A 16,731-nucleotide genomic window follows, 5' to 3' on the forward strand; every position below is an offset into this window, starting at 1 on the left:
CGTCACTTACCATGATAGTCGCGGAACCATTCGACAAACTGGGCGATTCCATCTTTGAAATTTGTCTGCGGACGATAGCCGGTCAGCTTTTGCAGCAGATCACTATTCGCCCAAGTGGCAGGAACATCACCCATCTGCATAGGCATGTAATTGCGGATGGCTTTCTTGCCGATAGCTTCCTCAATGGCTTCGATAAAATCCATCAGGCGCACTTTGTCGCCATTGCCAATATTCACCACGCGCCAGGGCGCCGCCGGCGACAGGCTATCACCTTCTTCAATCTCATCTGCGCTGTCCGGCCGCACCGGAGGGACATCGATCAGCAGTCGGATACCGCGGACAAGGTCTTCGACATTGGTGAAATCCCGATACATGTCGCCGTGGTTATAGATATCGATCGGGCGGTCATCCAGGATGGCGTCCACAAATTTATAGAGCGCAAGATCGGGTCGACCCCATGTGCCGTAAACGGTGAAGAACCGGAACATGGTCGTGGGCAGGTTCCACAAATGGGCATAGGAATGGCCCATCGCCTCGTTTGCTTTTTTGGTTGCGGCGTAAATCGTCAGAGGTGTGTCGGCCTTTTCGACCTCAGTAAAGGGCATGACCTCGTTGGCGCCATAAACCGAGGATGTCGAAGCCATCAGAAGGTGGTCTACCTTATGCTCGCGCGCGATTTCCATGACGTTGAAAGTGCCAACCACGTTGGAATTGATATAGCTGCGCGGGTCCTCAAGGCTATATCGGACACCAGCCTGCGCCGCGAGATGCACGATCACTTCGGGCTGGAATTCTTCGGCGACCTTTGCAAGCTGGTCGTAGTTTTCCAAGAGATCCTCGGTTGCGGAAAACCCAGGGGATTGCAAGAGCATCTGGTGGCGACGCTGCTTGAGCGAGACGTCGTAATAATCCGTCATCCCATCGTAGCCGTGAACCTGAAACCCCTCGGCCAGTAGCAGTTTTGCCAGGTGAAAACCGATGAACCCTGCTGTGCCTGTGACTAATACGCGCTTCATTTAACCCTCGACCCAAACCAAAACCGTTTGAAACATCAGGGATACTTTCAGCCCCTCAAGGTCAAGGGGATTTTCCCACAAACCGCGCCATTGGGGCAATCCAGAACCCGAATTCACTTGCGGATTGTTGTTGCCCGCCAGTCAGGGTAGGAAATTGCGATGGTGTGGGATTGGATCAAAACCAGGTGGAAAAAACCTCAGGCGGCGCAGAATTCAGTTTCTGACATCGCGCCTGACCAGAGGTTTTATGCCGTGGGGGATATCCACGGGCGATTGGATCTGTTGCAAACTTTGCTGGCAAGGCTGGATCCAGATTGCCCCACGATCTTTGTCGGGGACTACATTGATCGTGGCAATTACAGCGCCCAAGTGCTGCACCAGTTACGGCACCTTAGCCGGGTCCGCGGCAACGATTTCATTTGCCTGCTGGGTAATCACGAGGAGATGCTGTTGCGGTTCACCCATGACCCAAAACGGGTCGGCAGGCTTTGGCTGCAAAACGGTGGTCTGCAGACGCTCGCCTCATTTGGAATTACCGGTGTGGATGAAGACACGGTTGGTGCGGATGCTGTCTCGGTGGCTGACAGATTGCGACGCGCAATGGGCGAAGATTTGCTGTCATGGCTGCACGACCGTCCCCTGACCTGGACCAGCGGCAATGTCACTGTGGTGCATGCAGGGCTGGACCCGGGCAAGCCATTGGATGAGCAGACACGCCAAGTCCGCCTGTGGGGCCATCCGAATTTCTCACGGCAGATGCGGGAAGATGGCCAGTGGGTTGTCCATGGTCATACGATCACGTCAGAGCCCCGCGCTGAGAATGGCGTTGTTTCGATCGACACCGGCGCCTTCTTCAGTGGCAGGTTGACCGCCACTGATATTCGCGCCGGCGAGGTCCGGTTCATCGCAACCAACGAGCAGCCGGAATAGCTGTCAACCGACGATCATCTGCTTCATGCGAAGGGCTTCATACTCCAGCTCTTTGAGGCGGAAATGCACGACATCACCGATCGTGATCACGCCACGAAGATGGCCATCGCTGAGGACGGGCATGTGGCGAAAGCGCCCCTCTGTCATCGTTTTCAGCACATCGTTCAACAGATCCTCGGGCGCGCAGGTCTGTACACTGCGGGTCATCAGATCTTCGACAGATTGGGGCAGGGTCTGGCCCGGAGTATCGGCCATACGGCGCACAATATCACGCTCGGACAGGATACCCTGAAGCGTACCATTCTGATCTGTCACCACCACAGCGCCAATACGCTTTTCCTTGAGGATATTCACCACCGAATGAATTGTGTCTTTCGGGCGCACGGTAAAAACCGCGTCCCCTTTGCCAACAAGCAGCTTTTCGACTGTTGTCTGTGTATGAGAAAGGTTCGATTCAACCGACTGGCTATGCGAGGCAGCCGCGGCCTTGTCGCCGCGTGTCGGTGGCTGGTAAGAGCTTGGGGCCATGGGCAATCTCCTCTTGCTTTGCTTTTCACCTTACCGCAGCCATATGACCTGTATAGGGTACAAATGCCCTAACCGGGGAAAACTGCCAAAAACCAAGGAAATCCGGCCCGTTGTCCAACTTTTATCTGACCCCCCCTGTTGCCGCGCTGATATTTTTTGCGGTTGTCGTTTGTGGCCATAATTTTCGCATGACCTGGAAACAACAGGCTCCGGGATGGCAGAAGAAAGCATGGCTGTTCGGGGTGCCCGCCGGAATCGGTTTGTTGGCGCTAGGCTTCCTGCCGCTGAAAGCCTGATGCAGGTTTGACTCTGATTAGGGCCGCTGTCATATGCCGGGCACGCTTTTCCTCAGGAGGGACCCATATGCGTTTCTTGCCAGTCCTGGCTGTCGCCACACTTATTTCCGGCTGCTTGTTCGACAAAGAGCCCGAGGTGGTACGTCTGTCAGGCGAAACGATGGGGACGACATTCAACATCACGGCCATCGGTGTCGATGTTGATGAAGAAGCGCTGGCGGGTGCGGTCGAACAGACACTGGCCGAAGTTAACGCAAAGATGTCGAACTGGGACCCGAATTCCGAGGTTTCGACCTTCTCGGACTCGGGCAGCACTGAACCTGTAGCCGTTTCGGATGAATTTGCGCTGGTGCTTGATGCCGCGAATGATGTGCACGAGAAATCCGGGGGTACATTCGACGTGACTCTCGGCCCGCTGATCGAGCTGTGGGGCTTTGGTCCGCGCAAACCGGAAGATCCGGTGCCCGCAGATGCTGACATCCAGGCGGCTTTGGGCAGGGTCGGACAGGCCAGATTGCTGCAACTGGATCGCGATGCCGGAACTTTGGCGAAGGCCGATGCCGGAGTCGGCATTAACCTGTCCGCCATTGCCAAGGGGTATGGCATCGACGCCGTGGCCGAAACGCTGCGCTCGGCTGGGATTGAGGACTATATGGTCGAGATCGGCGGCGATCTGGTCACAAGAGGCGATAACGACAAGGGTGAAACTTGGCGGATCGGGATCGAAAAACCCCAGGCCGATGCGCAGAATCTGCAGTTGATTGTACAGCTTGATGATCTGGGTATGGCGACATCCGGCGATTACAAGAATTTCTTTGAACAAGATGGTGTGCGGTATTCGCATATCATTGACCCAACTACTGGCCGCCCGATCACGCATCGGACCACTTCGGTCACGGTACTGGCCGAAAATGCTATGATGGCAGATGCTTGGGCGACAGCGATGTTGGCCTTGGGTCAGGAAAAGGGTTTGAAACTTGCCGAGACGCATAAACTTGCCGTGTATTTCATCTCGCGGGATGTGACAGGCGGTGAGGATGCCTATATCACGGTACACAGCACAGCGTTCAAAGAGGCGTTGGGCACCAACTGACGGGTTGAGCTGAGATGAGCACTTTTATTCTGGCCTTCATTCTGCTGCTGATCATCATGGTTGGCATGTCGCTGGGTGTGATGTTGATGGGTAAGACCATCAAGGGCAGCTGCGGAGGCCTGAATGCGATCTCGGGGGCGGATAAATGTGTGGTCTGCCAAAAGGACGTGGACCCTAACAGCCCCTTGCGCGACAAGCTTCAGTGCAAACGCGCCCAAAAGATGCTTGAGCAGATGGAACGGCAAGCCTAATAACTTAGCGCTTCGTTTGGCGGTTGGAATTGGCTAAGCAGGTCCCTGAATAACGGGGGCGCAGATTTGGCCAAAGCAAGAAACATCCTGTTCATCATGTTCGACCAGCTGCGCTGGGACTATCAGAGCTGTTACGGGCATCCGCATCTGCACACCCCCAACATAGACCGCTTGGCTGCGCGTGGTGTGCGGTTCGACAGGGCCTATATTCAGTCTCCTATTTGCGGTTCCTCCCGTATGTCGACCTATACCGGGCGCTATGTGCATTCGCATGGGGCTTCTTGGAACGGTATCCCGCTGAAAGTGGGTGAGATGACCATGGGTGATCATCTGCGCAAGGCCGGGATGGACTGTTGGCTGGTAGGCAAAACCCATATGCGCGCGGATGCTGAAGGCATGGCGCGGCTGGGGCTGGAACCGGACAGTCTGGTTGGTGCGCGCGTGGCCGAATGCGGGTTCGACGTGTTCGAGCGTGATGACGGAATGCTGCCCGAAGGGCCGGATGGGTATTATGACCCGGACGGAGCCAAGGAATACAACAAATATCTATCGGCCAAAGGATATGACAGCGACAACCCCTGGCATGACTTCGCCAATTCAGGTCTCGACGCTGAGGGCAATGTTCTGTCGGGCTGGTTTCTCAAGAACTCGTCCCAGCCGGCGAATATTGCCGAGGAAGATAGCGAAACGCCCTATCTGACCGGGCGCGGGATCGAATTCATGGAAACCCATGACGGCCCCTGGTGCTGCCACCTGAGCTTTATCAAACCGCATTGGCCCTATGTCGTGCCGGAACCCTATGCCTCAATGTACGGACCGGAACATATCCTGCCCGTGGTCCGGTCTGAGGCGGAACGCCGGAATGCCCATCCGGTGCTCCGGGCATTCATGGACACCAAGGTTGGCGAGGCGTTCTCGCGGCAGGATGTGCGCGACGCCGTGATCCCCGCTTATATGGGTCTGATCAAGCAGGCCGACGACCAAATGGGCCGGCTGTTCGCATGGCTGGAAAAGACGGGTCGGATGGAGGACACGATGATCGTGTTAACCTCGGACCACGGGGATTTTCTGGGCGATCACTGGATGGGTGAGAAGACCTTTTTCCAGGACGCATCGGTCAAGGTGCCGTTGATCATCTATGACCCATCCCCCGAGGCTGAGGCAACCCGTGGCACTGTCAGCGACGCGCTGGTCGAGTCCATCGACCTCGCCCCAACATTCTTGGACATAGCCGGAGGCGAAGCGTCGGGTCACATTCTGGAAGGTCACTCCTTGTTGCCGATCTTGCGTGGCCATCAGGTCGAGACACCTCGGGAAGTGGCAATCAGTGAGTATGACTATTCCGCCTCGCCCATGGCGGAAAAGCTGAATGCCTCGGTTCGGGATGCAGTGATGTTCATGGTGGCCAACAAGAATTGGAAGCTGATCCATTGCGAAGGCGGGCATCGGCCACTGCTGTTCGATCTTGAAAACGACCCGAATGAACTAACCGACCTTGGCAACAGTGCTGAACACGCGGATATCATCGCCAAGATGTATGACCATCTGTTCACTTGGGCGCGTCGCCCGTCGCAGCGCACAACACGTTCCGAACAGCAACTGATAGATATGCGCACCAATAGTCGGGGCAGAGGGGTGGTTATTGGAATCTATGACGAAAACGACGCACCACTGGAATTGACCGTGAAATACAGAGGCCGCAAAGCGCGCCCCTATCAGGACCATACCGGCAAGGAATAGCCTTTGTAACATGAATTCTGACCTGATCAGGGCAAAAGGCGGTTCACCCTGCGCGGGGCAGGCGATACAAGACCAACCAAGAGCAGCAAACCCGGAGAGCCGAAATGACCGCCCCGAAACCCGTCGTCCTGTGTATTCTTGATGGCTGGGGCCTGTCCGAGGACACCGAGGCCAATGCGCCTTACCTTGCCGACACGCCAACATTTGATGCGATCATGGCCAAGGGCCCACACGCCAAGCTGATCACCCATGGTCCGGATGTTGGTCTGCCAAGTGGTCAGATGGGCAATTCCGAAGTCGGTCACACAAATATTGGCGCTGGCCGCGTTGTTGCGATGGATTTGGGCCAGATTGATCTGGCGATTGAGGACGGTTCTTTCTTTGCCAACTCCGCGCTGCAAAACTTTATCGGTAAGGTAAAGGCTGCAGGTGGCACCGCACATCTGTTGGGGGTGGTCTCGGACGGGGGAGTGCATGGCCACCTGAACCATATCATTGCTGCGGCAAAGGCGATAACGGATTCTGGTGTGCCCGTAGCCTTGCACGCGGTTACGGATGGCCGGGATGTGGCCCCGAAATCAGCGCTGACCTATATCACAGAGCTTGAGGAGCGCTTGCCCGACGGCGCCCGTGTTGCCTCGGTCTGCGGGCGCTATTTTGCCATGGACCGCGACAACCGATGGGAACGTGTTAGCGAAGCCTATGGTGCAATGATCAAGGGGAAAGGGCGCAGCGCTGTTTCGGCGCGCAATGCCGTGGATCAGGCCTATCAGCAGTCGGAAACGGACGAGTTCATCGTTCCGACCGTCCTCGACGGCTATCACGGCATCAAAGACGGAGACGGGTTCTTCTGCCTCAACTTCCGCGCCGACCGGGCCCGCGAGATTCTGCGGGCGATTGGCGAACCCGGCTTTGATGATTTCGACACCGGCCCGCGCCCACAGCCTTCAGCCCTGCTGGGCATGGTCGAATATTCCGACGGGCACAGCGCTTATATGACCACTGTTTTCCCCAAACGTGACATCATCAATACACTGGGCGAATGGGTGGCAAAAAATGGGCTCAGCCAGTTCCGACTGGCCGAGACTGAGAAGTACCCGCATGTGACCTTCTTCCTCAATGGCGGCAAGGAAGTGCCTGAGGCGAACGAAGACCGCTTTATGCCTAAATCACCCAAAGTGGCGACCTACGACCTGCAACCCGAGATGTCATCGGCCGAAGTAACCGCAAAATTCGTCGAAGCCATCGGGGCGTGCTATGATCTGATCATAACCAACTATGCCAATCCGGATATGGTTGGGCATACCGGCGACCTGCAAGCGGCAATCCGCGCCTGTGAGGCTGTGGATCAAGGGCTGGCGCAAGTGGTCGCCGCGTTGGAAAAAGTGGGGGGCGCAATGATTGTAACGGCCGATCATGGAAATTGCGAGATGATGGTCGATCCCGAAACCGGCGGGCCGCATACAGCCCATACGCTGAACCCCGTGCCCGTGGCGTTAGTCGGGGGACCAGCAGGGGTATCCTTGCGGGATGGTCGCCTGTCCGATCTGGCGCCCACACTGCTGGAACTGATGGCGTTGGATCAGCCCCCTGAAATGACTGGAAAGAGCCTGCTTTCATGACGCTTCGTGCGCTGCTTCTGGCGATTTTCTTTGCATCCAGGGCGGTTGCCCAGACCGACCCCGCGACCGCTGCATTGAATGCAGCGCAGATGCTTGAGCAGGCATCAGTATCGTTGACCGAGGCCGAAAGCGCCCGCGACCGGGTCCGTGCCCTGACCGAAACCATACAGGCGTATGAGGCGGGCCTGTCGGCCATGCGGGATGGCCTACGACGGGCGGCAACACGCGAAGCCCAGTTAACAGCCGAGTTGCGCAGTCGGGAAAAGGACGTGGCACAGCTGTTGGGCGTATTACAAACGATCGAAACCACGGCGCCTCCGGTTCTGATGCTACACCCGTCAGGGCCGTTGGGCTCGGCCCGGGCCGGTATGATGCTGTCCGAGGTTACGCCAGGTCTGAACGCAAAAGCGCAGTCTCTTGCGCGTGATCTTCAAGAAGTGCGCACGCTGCGATTGTTGCAGCAAAGCGCCTCGGAAACCTTGGTCGAGGGCTTGACCGGCGTTCAGAATGCCCGCACCCAGCTCAGCACCGCCATCGCAGACCGAACGGATTTGCCGCGCCGCTTTGTCGAGGACCCGATCCGCACAGCGATCCTGATCTCATCGACTGAAACGCTTGACGGTTTTGCCAGCGGGCTTTCCCAGATCTCCGAAGGGCAAATCGCCGAAACGGATGCGGATATATCAAGTATCAAGGGTCAAATTGCGCTGCCGACGCAGGGCATCATCCTGCACCGGGCAAATGAAACCGATGCGGCCGGTGTCAAACGCCCTGGTATCGTATTGGGCACCCGACCGCGCGCAATAGTCACCTCGCCAACGGCGGCAACGATACGGTATCGCGGGCCACTACTGGAGTTGGGGAATCTGGTGATCCTCGAGCCGCAACCGGGGCTTCTATTTGTCTTTTCCGGGCTACAAGAGGTCTACGGAGAAGCCGGTCAGGTGATTCCCCGGGGGACGCCAGTCGGATTGATGCCTGCAGAATCGAAGGAAATCGGCGCAATTTTGTCAACAAGCGGTGATGGCACTGGAACTGACCGATCAGAAACGCTCTATATAGAGGTAAGACAGGATAACAGCCCCGTGGACCCGGAATCGTGGTTTCGGACCGACAAGGATGGATAAACGAGTATGAAGAAATTTGTGATGGCCGGTTTGGCTGGAACTATAGCAGGCCTGATTGTAACGACGCAGATCGCCGGTCCGTTGCTTGCCCAAGAAGCCGAAAACAAGGCCAGTGTCTATGAACAGCTGGATCTGTTTGGCGATATTTTCGAACGCATCCGCGCGCAATATGTCGAAGAGGTTGAGCCCGAAGACCTGATTGAGGCGGCCATTGACGGTATGCTGACCTCGCTGGATCCGCATTCCAGCTATCTGTCGCCGGATGATGCCGAACAAATGCGGGTCCAGACCCGTGGCGAGTTTGGCGGTCTGGGTATCGAAGTCACGCAGGAAGAGGGCTTTGTCAAAGTTGTCTCGCCGATCGACGATACGCCTGCGGATGAGGCCGGGATCGAAGCCGGAGATTTCATCACCCATGTCGATGGCGAAAGCATACTGGGCCTGACCCTGGACAAAGCGGTCGATCTGATGCGCGGGCCGGTGGGCTCGGAAATCGTGATCACCGTTGTCCGCGAGGGTGAACAGGAACCTTTTGACGTGCCTATCATCCGCGACACAATCAAACTGACGGCAGTACGCGCGCGCACCGAAGGGACCAGTGTGGTTCTGCGTGTGACCACCTTTAACGACCAAACCTATCCCAACTTGCAGGAAGGTCTGGCCGAGCAGATCGAAGAGGCCGGAGGGATCGACAAGGTGAATGGTGTCGTTCTGGACCTGCGCAACAATCCCGGTGGTCTGCTGACACAGGCAATCAAGGTTTCGGACGCATTCCTAAACGAGGGTGAGATCGTATCAACCCGTGGCCGCGATCCAAGCGATGGTGAGCGTTTCAACGCAACAGTGGGTGATCTGGCAGAAGGAAAGCCGATTGTCGTGCTGATCAATGGCGGGTCCGCCTCGGCATCCGAGATTGTAGCCGGCGCGCTGCAGGATCATCGCCGCGCAATCGTTGTGGGAACCAAAAGTTTCGGCAAGGGCTCGGTCCAGACCGTTATGCCACTGCGGAGCGATGGTGCGATGCGTTTGACCACGTCGCGTTATTACACGCCATCGGGCCGTTCGATTCAGGCGCTTGGTGTCAGCCCCGACATCATCGTTGAACAGCCCCGCCCAGCCCCGGAGACCGAGGAAGAAGAGGCCAATGGGAACACCCGTTCCGAGGCCGATCTGCGTGGCAGTCTGAACAATGACAGCCTGAGCGAGGATGAAATCCGCCAGATCGAAGAAGATAGGGCCAAGGCCGAAGCCACCGCCGAATTGCGGGAAGAGGATTACCAGCTGGCCTATGCCATCGACATCCTCAAGGGGCTGTCAGCCTTCAACCCGGACGGGCCATCGCAATAAAGAAACCGGGCCGCCTGACAGGCGGCCCTTTTCCTGATGGGGCCGCTGCCGATCGAGGTAAGGTGGCTGATTAGAGCCCGATGCCACCTATGTTGTCTCCCAACCAACGTCCGCTCTGTGAAAAGCTAGTCAGAAAAACACATCTTGTTTCCATCCAGGTCTCGAACGTATGCAGAGAACTTTGGCCCGCGTTGGTTGGGGGCCCCCTCACAATCACCCCCGAGATCTGTGGCTAAAGCGTGCAGCCTTCTGACTTCTGCTTCGCCACCAACGCAAAATCCAACCATCGTTCCATTACCGTTGGTGGCCGGCAACGTGTCGAAGGGTTTGGCCACGGCGAAGGCAAAATCCTTTCCAAGCCAGTAAGTCATTCTTTCTGAAGGCGACATGCTTTGGAGACCCGATTGCGAAAACAGTGTGTCGTAGAAGGTTCTTGCAGCTGCCATGTCATTCGTTCCGACAACAAAGTAATTCATTTTCATCGATTTAGCTCCTGCAAGTGAGTGGCCTGCGTCAGGCATTGGTTTCAGTGACCCAAGCTATATCGACTAATGTGCCATTTTATGTCTTATTTGATTCATGGCACGGGCTAATACACACAACAGACTGAGGCGATTGGAATTGCTTGCGGTTCAACTCAAGCAAGATGCCCATTGTACGGTTAGAGACTTGGCGCAACAGCATGGTGTCAGCATGCGCACGATAGCCCGCGACCTTGTGCTTATGCGGGACCAAGGCATGCAGATAGACGCTGATCGCGGTCGTGGAGGAGGTGTGCGCCTCGACCGCAACTGGGGCGTTGGTCGCATGAACCTGACATACGCTGAGGCGGTCGATCTGCTAATCAGCATCGCTGTCGCAGAGCAGATGAAATCACCAATGTTGCTTGCGAACTTGGCATCGGTAAGGCGGCAGCTTGTGGCCTCGTTTTCACCCGAGAAACGCAACAAGGTGAACCAGCTCAAGTCCCGTATTCTCATAGGCGTCACGGCTTCGACTTATGTTCAAGCCAGCGCGAGCGCCCCACCAAAAAGGATTGTGCAAGCGGTTCATCAGGCTTTCGTCGATCAAAAGGTCTTGGAGCTGCAATATCAAAGAGAAGACGGTGTTATTTCCAACCGGCAAATTGAGCCTCAGTATCTCTTGTTGAAGTATCCCATTTGGTACGTCGTTGCGATCGACCGTCTGAGAAACGAACCAAGGACATTTCGGTGCGACCGGATGCTTGGGGCCTCAATGGGCGAAACGCGCTTCAAGCTCCTGCCGAAAGAAAAATTTCAACCCTCATTGGTAATTGATGATTCTTCGATGTGATCGGGTCATGGCCAACAGTAAGCGTACAATGACACCTGAATTATAGGCACGCACTTCGTCCGCCCTTCTACCGCCTACTGAGACCGGCGAAAGACTCGTTTTAGCATATCAAGCTCTGCTCGCATCAGGTCCAGTTCGGCGCGCAGGTCATCGGCGGCGGCGTTTCCTGCAATGATCGAGAACCCGCCCAGTTTAAGCCCTGAAACAGAATCTGAGATTACAAAACTATGGACCCCGTCAGACAGGGCCACATCAGGCACCTGTACACGAAGCTCCCATCCGGTGTCGGCTGGTGACAGGTGAACCTCATCCAGCGCGTCACCACGGTAGGACACGCTGATCTCGGGCTGCGTATCAGCCTGCAGGTGGCCCATCCAGGTGCCATTTTCCAGGCCCAGTGATGTGAGTATCAGATCGGTCATGGCTGGGTTCTCATAAATCGGCGCGATGGTGACGACAGACGGTCAGGTCCTGCAACACTATCCGGTTCATCCGAGGATTATCCAGAATGATATCCAGCCAGACTTTGTCCATGCGGCGTTCATTCAGTGGTAAATGTGCAAGATCAAAATCCACGCTGTTTGAAGGACCAGTGGGATCAATTTTGCGCAGAACCTGTTCGGCGTTTGGGCCGTGTCGAATATTGAGCCGCGCGAACAATTCCTGTGGGCGTTCGGCCTCAATATGGCAATCGACTCGGATCAGATGCTGCTGCGTCAGCCCTTGCACAGCCTCTTGTGGAAGCTCGATAGAGAGAGAGAGAAATGATCCCTCGAACCCAAAAACCTCGACCGCCAAGCTGAACGGTGACAGATCATGCTTGCGCGTGTTCCTGATCTGGCGCGTGCTGATTTCCTGGCGCGGACAGTCGTGAAACAGCGTTGCCTCATCGTTGATACGTGCCTTACGCGGGGCCGAGGCGACACCGGGGCGGGGCTGAGGATAGCGCCACAGCTCGGGCCTCCAGCTCCAGTCGGTGCCCAACGGTTTCGGGAAATGGGTTGATCCCGCCACAGGCCGTGTAAGGCGGCTGTTGGCCTGAAGGATCAGCGCATCCAGCTCGGATCGCAAGCGACGTGCATCATCACGCTGCAGCCGCAATTCAGAAAGCACAGCTTCGGGCGCTGCCCGGGCGTCCCGCTGCCAGCGCGTAAGTGCTTTGCGGTGAATATAGCGATCCAGTAGCTTGCCCATGATCCCAATCTATTGCTCCACACATCTTTTGTCGGATATCCACCCGAGGATAAAGCCGATTTGCATCATAGCGTCGGTAAATTACCGCAAATGTGAACACGCTTTTGGCTAGGCAGCAAAGTTGTGACCTGTTACGGAGGGCGCCGTTCTTGCAATCGACCCGGTCAGTGCGTACCGTCTGACACCTGATTGCAGTGGACCATCCGTTACAACCCTATAGCAATATTTCCGAGGCAAAGACGGGGCATGGAACCCACTCTATTCGCATTCATCTGGAAGCATTCCAAGAAACAGCAACTGGTATTGTTGCTGCTGACATTGTTTTCTTTTCCCTTCCTCTATGCATCATTGGAGCTGCCCAAGCAGATCATTAACGATGCGATTGGTGCACCAGGCAGCTCGGTAACTTTCTTAGGAGTTACGGTGACGCAGGTGCAGTATTTGTTGATTCTGTGTCTGGCCTTTCTGGCGACGGTCATCGCCAGCGGTCTGATGAAAATGCGGATCAACACGATGAAAGGTGTGTTGGCCGAACGCATGTTACGCCGACTGAGGTACACGCTGATCCACCGAACTCTGCGGTTCCCGAAATCCTATTTTGCCACCACCAGTCAGGGCGAGTTGGTGTCGATGATCACGTCCGAGGCTGAACCGATGGGCGGCCTGATGGGAGATGCGATCGCACAACCTGTATTCCAGTTTGGTCAGATGATGACCATTGTGACGTTTCTGTTCATGCAAAGCGTGTGGTTTGGTCTTGCAAGTATTGCGCTGATTCCGCTGCAGGCTTGGTTGATTCCAAAATTGCAGCGCCAGATCAACCTGTTGAACAAAGACCGAATCCAGGAAGTTAGGCGCTTGAGCTCAGAAATCGGCGAAAGCGCAGCCGGGATTAGTGATCTGCGCACCAACGGAGGCTGGCGGCACAGATTGGCCCAGTTCAGCCATCGTTTGGGAACTTTGTTCGAGATCCGATTCAAGATCTATAACAAAAAGTTCTTCATGAAGTTTCTCAACAATCTGATCACTCAGATGACCCCGTTTCTGTTTTATTCGGTGGGCGGATACCTGGCGATCACGGGCGAGGTAACAGTGGGCGCGCTGGTGGCGGCCCTGGGAGCATATAAGGATCTTAGCGGACCTTGGAAGGATCTGCTGACCTATTACAATCAGGTTCAGGACATGTCGTTGCGGTGGGAAATCGTGACCGAACGCTTCGCACCCGACAACATGGTGCCCGAAGAGCTTTTCGAGGGCGAGCCTGATTCCATTCCGCATCTGATTGGCGAGATCAAGCTGCAGAATATTACCGTTCGGGATAACGATGGGAAAACTGTTCTCGAGGATATAGACCTCGTCATACCCAAAGGGGCCCGCGTGGCCATCAAATCCTCGAATGCGGCCGAAAGAGGGGCATTGGCTCAGCTGCTGACCCGCGAATTGCTGCCGGTTCAGGGCGACGTCACGATTGCCGGGCATGACATCCAATCCTTGCACCAATCCGTCATCGCGGCGCGGATCGGATATGCCTATTCTCGACCATATCTGTTTGATGGGTCGATTGGGGACAACTTGATGATGCCCCTGAAAACACGCCCTCAGCATGAAGCCGACGCCGCCAGGGCCCCTAGCCGCCGCCAGATCGAGGCCGCGCGAGCGGGGAACTCGGTGGATTCGCTGTCAGATGAATGGATTGATCCCGGTCTGGCCGGGCTCAACAACACTGACGACATCCAGGATTGGTGGTTCAAGCTGGTCGAGGCGATGGGAACGGATGAATTCATGTTCCGCCGCACCCTGCGCAGCCAGTTGAATCCGGATCAGCATCCCGAGTTTGTGCAAAATATCATCGACCTCCGTGGCCCCATCCATGACAAGTTGGTGGAAAAAGATCTGGACCGCTTTGTCTACCGGTTCGATCCGGACAGGTTCAACCCAACTGTGCCTTTGGGCGGCAACCTTCTTTATGCAGCACCGTCGCAGGAAATCTCGCCGGACATTCTGGCCGGCGATAATCGGTTCATGCAGATGCTGCGTACACATGAGCTTGATGACGACGCGCTGAGTATCTCAAGCGCTGTTCTAGAAACGCTGAACCATGCTTTTGGGCGGGACGGAACCGACCATCCGCTGTTCCTGCGCCTGGGCTTGAGCAAGGATATGTTCCACCGGCTGCTGGCGATCGAAGACAAGCGCAAGGCAAAAGGAGTGGACGAGCTGTCGCAGCGCGAACACGCCTTTCTTCTGACTGTTCCGTTCCTGCTGACCGCCGAACAGATAGGCCCTGATTTCCCGGATGAATACAAACAGAAGATTCTGAAAATCCGCACTGAACAGGGCGAAAGGCTACGTGGAAGCCTGCAGGAGATATTTGTACCGGTCACACCGGACACATACATCGCGCGTATGACGGTTATGGAAAATGCGCTTTTCGGGCGGGTGTCTGTGACGGCGGGAGCTCATGCTGACGAGATAGAGGATGTGGTTGCCGAAGTGATCAATGCCGCAGGTCTGCGCAGACAGGCAGCGGCCATCGTCTATGATCTGTCCGCAGGGCTGGGTGGGAACAATCTGACAACCGTCTTTCAGGAACGAATTGCCTTCTCGCGCGCCGGGATTAAACGGCCGGATTTGCTAATCCTGGATAAAGCGTTGGCCAGCCATGACTCTGAGAGCCGTTTACGCACCCGGTTGAAACTGCGCGAACTGCTGCCCGATTCCATCATGATTTTCATGGAGGACAGTTTCGCCCATCCCGAGGCCTATGATCTGTTTGTTGAAATCAAGGATGGCCGCATTGACGGTGTCTCGAAAACGCAGCTCGAACAAGAATCCGGCACCACCGCTGACCTCAGCCGCAAGCTGAAGATTATCTCATCAACTCCGCTTTTTGCCAATATCGACGGTCGCAACCAGAGATTGCTGGCGTTTTCGGCGCAGTGGTATGATGCTGCCGCTGGTCAGGTCATTTTCTCTCGTGGGCAGGCGCCGGATGCGGCCTATCTGTGCATTTCGGGTCATGCGAAGCTTATGTGGCACGAAGAAGACGGTTCGACTCGGTCCATATCTGTCATTGAACCCGGGCGCCTGATCGGTGACCTGTCTGTTATCACCGGTGAGACCAGACAGTTGGATCTTGTGGCAGGCGAAAACTGTTCATTCCTGCGGATTGGTGCAGTGGAACTGCGCGCGGTGATCGAAAGCGATGCAAGCGTTGCGGTTCAGTTGCTTGAAACAGTTGCCGGATACCTGACAACCATTTCGGAAAAGATCAACGCCACCAAAGCATCGACCTTGTTCTTCGATGATGAGGACCAGACCGAAAGTTCCCACCAGAATGTCTGAAATCCGCGCGCCCTCTTACGCCCCGCATGAGCAACTGGTCGCCGACGCACGCGACAAACCACAGCTGTGGCGCCTGCTGGCCGGCCTGGCAACAATCGTGGTCGTTGCAACCGTCTTCAATCTGATCCTGTTTGCAGTCGTAACCGTGGCCGGACCGCAGGAATGGGCCAGCGGGTTGATGAACGGCTCGACCCCGATCTCGATGGTGATCCTGCTGTCAAGCTTTGGGTTTGTCACATTTGGTGTGTGGACCGCAGCGCGACAGTTTCAGAAGCGGTCCCTGGGTTCTATTTTAGGGACTCGGGGCAAAGCGGCCAGACAGTTCTGGCTTGTGCTGCGCGCCCTGATGGTGCTTGGCGTGGTTATCGTAACCGTGCCGCACGTCATTTTGGGCGCGCCGCTTGTTCAAAACCTGTCCTTTTCGGTTTGGCTGGTATTCCTGCCTCTGTCGCTATTGGCTGTGTTTGTCCAAATCAGTGCAGAGGAGCTGCTTTTCCGCGGATATATGCAGCAAAGCCTGGCGGCGCGATTTCGTTCTCCGATCATCTGGATGGGGGTACCGTCGCTTCTATTCGCGGTGGGGCACTATTCGCCCGATGCGGCGGGCGGCAATGCAGAGTTGCTGGTGCTGTGGACTGGTCTGTTTGGACTTTTGGCTGCGGATTTGACCGCGCGGGCGGGAACCCTGGGCCCGGCCATAGCGCTGCATTTTTTCAACAATGTCATAGCGCTCTTGTTTGTCTCGCTACCTGACACCCTCAGCGGTCTTGCCTTATTTGTACTGCCCTTTGATATGACCGATACTCTGACATTGCGGCAATGGTTATATGTGGATTTTGCCGTGATGATTGTCAGCTGGTTTATCGCGCGCCTTGCGCTCAGGCGCTGATTGCAATTCTTTCCGTAGCGTCTTATGTGACGTCAACGC

General features: G+C 55.9%; 15 protein-coding genes. 10 read left to right on the forward strand and 5 right to left on the reverse strand.

What is annotated here, in order from left to right; all coding sequences use genetic code 11:
• Window positions 1-2: 2 nt before the first annotated feature.
• Window positions 3-1,016 (reverse strand): GDP-mannose 4,6-dehydratase, encoded by a 1,014-nt coding sequence (locus AC2FJV_RS10330; RefSeq protein ID WP_271948911.1) that lies wholly within the window; start codon window positions 1,014-1,016, stop codon window positions 3-5.
• Between the two features lie 159 nt (window positions 1,017-1,175).
• On the opposite strand from AC2FJV_RS10330, the gene AC2FJV_RS10335 reads away from it, so the two are divergent.
• Window positions 1,176-1,946, forward strand: coding sequence for a metallophosphoesterase family protein (locus AC2FJV_RS10335; protein ID WP_496713631.1), 771 nt, complete (start codon window positions 1,176-1,178; stop codon window positions 1,944-1,946).
• Window positions 1,947-1,949: 3 nt separating this feature from the next.
• Here AC2FJV_RS10335 and AC2FJV_RS10340 read toward each other — a convergent pair whose 3' ends face one another.
• Window positions 1,950-2,474 carry a CBS domain-containing protein gene (locus tag AC2FJV_RS10340; protein WP_271948907.1) on the reverse strand — a complete coding sequence of 175 codons (525 nt, stop codon included), beginning with the start codon at window positions 2,472-2,474 and terminating at the stop codon, window positions 1,950-1,952.
• Between the two features lie 363 nt (window positions 2,475-2,837).
• Here AC2FJV_RS10340 and AC2FJV_RS10345 point away from each other — a divergent pair, with 363 nt between their 5' ends.
• From AC2FJV_RS10345 to AC2FJV_RS10370, 6 genes are all read left to right on the forward strand, one after another.
• Complete coding sequence (locus AC2FJV_RS10345) at window positions 2,838-3,863, forward strand: FAD:protein FMN transferase (protein ID WP_271948904.1); 1,026 nt, start codon at window positions 2,838-2,840, stop codon at window positions 3,861-3,863.
• A gap of 14 nt (window positions 3,864-3,877) precedes the next feature.
• Window positions 3,878-4,114, forward strand: a complete 237-nt coding sequence (nqrM, locus tag AC2FJV_RS10350; protein WP_271948901.1) for a (Na+)-NQR maturation NqrM — start codon at window positions 3,878-3,880, stop codon at window positions 4,112-4,114.
• 66 nt (window positions 4,115-4,180) lie between these two features.
• Complete coding sequence (locus AC2FJV_RS10355; protein ID WP_496713633.1) at window positions 4,181-5,854, forward strand: sulfatase-like hydrolase/transferase; 1,674 nt, start codon at window positions 4,181-4,183, stop codon at window positions 5,852-5,854.
• Between the two features lie 104 nt (window positions 5,855-5,958).
• Complete coding sequence (gene gpmI, locus AC2FJV_RS10360) at window positions 5,959-7,476, forward strand: 2,3-bisphosphoglycerate-independent phosphoglycerate mutase (protein WP_496689307.1); 1,518 nt, start codon at window positions 5,959-5,961, stop codon at window positions 7,474-7,476.
• Window positions 7,473-8,603: a murein hydrolase activator EnvC family protein gene (locus AC2FJV_RS10365; protein ID WP_281995101.1), complete on the forward strand. Its 1,131-nt coding sequence runs from the start codon at window positions 7,473-7,475 to the stop codon at window positions 8,601-8,603. Before gpmI ends, AC2FJV_RS10365 begins: the two co-directional genes overlap by 4 nt.
• Before the next feature lie 6 nt (window positions 8,604-8,609).
• Window positions 8,610-9,950 carry a S41 family peptidase gene (locus tag AC2FJV_RS10370; protein WP_142636359.1) on the forward strand — a complete coding sequence of 447 codons (1,341 nt, stop codon included), beginning with the start codon at window positions 8,610-8,612 and terminating at the stop codon, window positions 9,948-9,950.
• Window positions 9,951-10,075: 125 nt separating this feature from the next.
• Here AC2FJV_RS10370 and AC2FJV_RS10375 read toward each other — a convergent pair whose 3' ends face one another.
• Entirely contained in the window at window positions 10,076-10,432 is a 357-nt protein-coding gene (locus AC2FJV_RS10375) for a VOC family protein (RefSeq protein WP_142636355.1), read from the reverse strand.
• 133 nt (window positions 10,433-10,565) lie between these two features.
• Here AC2FJV_RS10375 and AC2FJV_RS10380 point away from each other — a divergent pair, with 133 nt between their 5' ends.
• A complete protein-coding gene (locus AC2FJV_RS10380) occupies window positions 10,566-11,264 on the forward strand; it encodes a helix-turn-helix transcriptional regulator (RefSeq protein WP_496689311.1) in 699 nt (232 codons plus the stop codon).
• A 74-nt stretch (window positions 11,265-11,338) separates the two neighbouring features.
• Here the strand turns inward: AC2FJV_RS10380 and AC2FJV_RS10385 are convergent, their stop codons facing one another.
• A complete protein-coding gene (locus tag AC2FJV_RS10385) occupies window positions 11,339-11,686 on the reverse strand; it encodes a hypothetical protein (protein ID WP_496689313.1) in 348 nt (115 codons plus the stop codon).
• Between the two features lie 10 nt (window positions 11,687-11,696).
• Window positions 11,697-12,458, reverse strand: coding sequence for a DUF6478 family protein (locus tag AC2FJV_RS10390; protein WP_496713635.1), 762 nt, complete (start codon window positions 12,456-12,458; stop codon window positions 11,697-11,699).
• A 246-nt stretch (window positions 12,459-12,704) separates the two neighbouring features.
• Here AC2FJV_RS10390 and AC2FJV_RS10395 point away from each other — a divergent pair, with 246 nt between their 5' ends.
• Window positions 12,705-15,803: an ABC transporter transmembrane domain-containing protein gene (locus tag AC2FJV_RS10395; RefSeq protein WP_496713637.1), complete on the forward strand. Its 3,099-nt coding sequence runs from the start codon at window positions 12,705-12,707 to the stop codon at window positions 15,801-15,803.
• Window positions 15,796-16,692, forward strand: a complete 897-nt coding sequence (locus AC2FJV_RS10400; RefSeq protein WP_496693760.1) for a CPBP family intramembrane glutamic endopeptidase — start codon at window positions 15,796-15,798, stop codon at window positions 16,690-16,692. The genes AC2FJV_RS10395 and AC2FJV_RS10400 overlap by 8 nt, the downstream gene beginning before the upstream one ends.
• Window positions 16,693-16,731: the final 39 nt, after the last annotated feature.

This window comes from Ruegeria sp. CDSA241 (genome assembly GCF_059611265.1).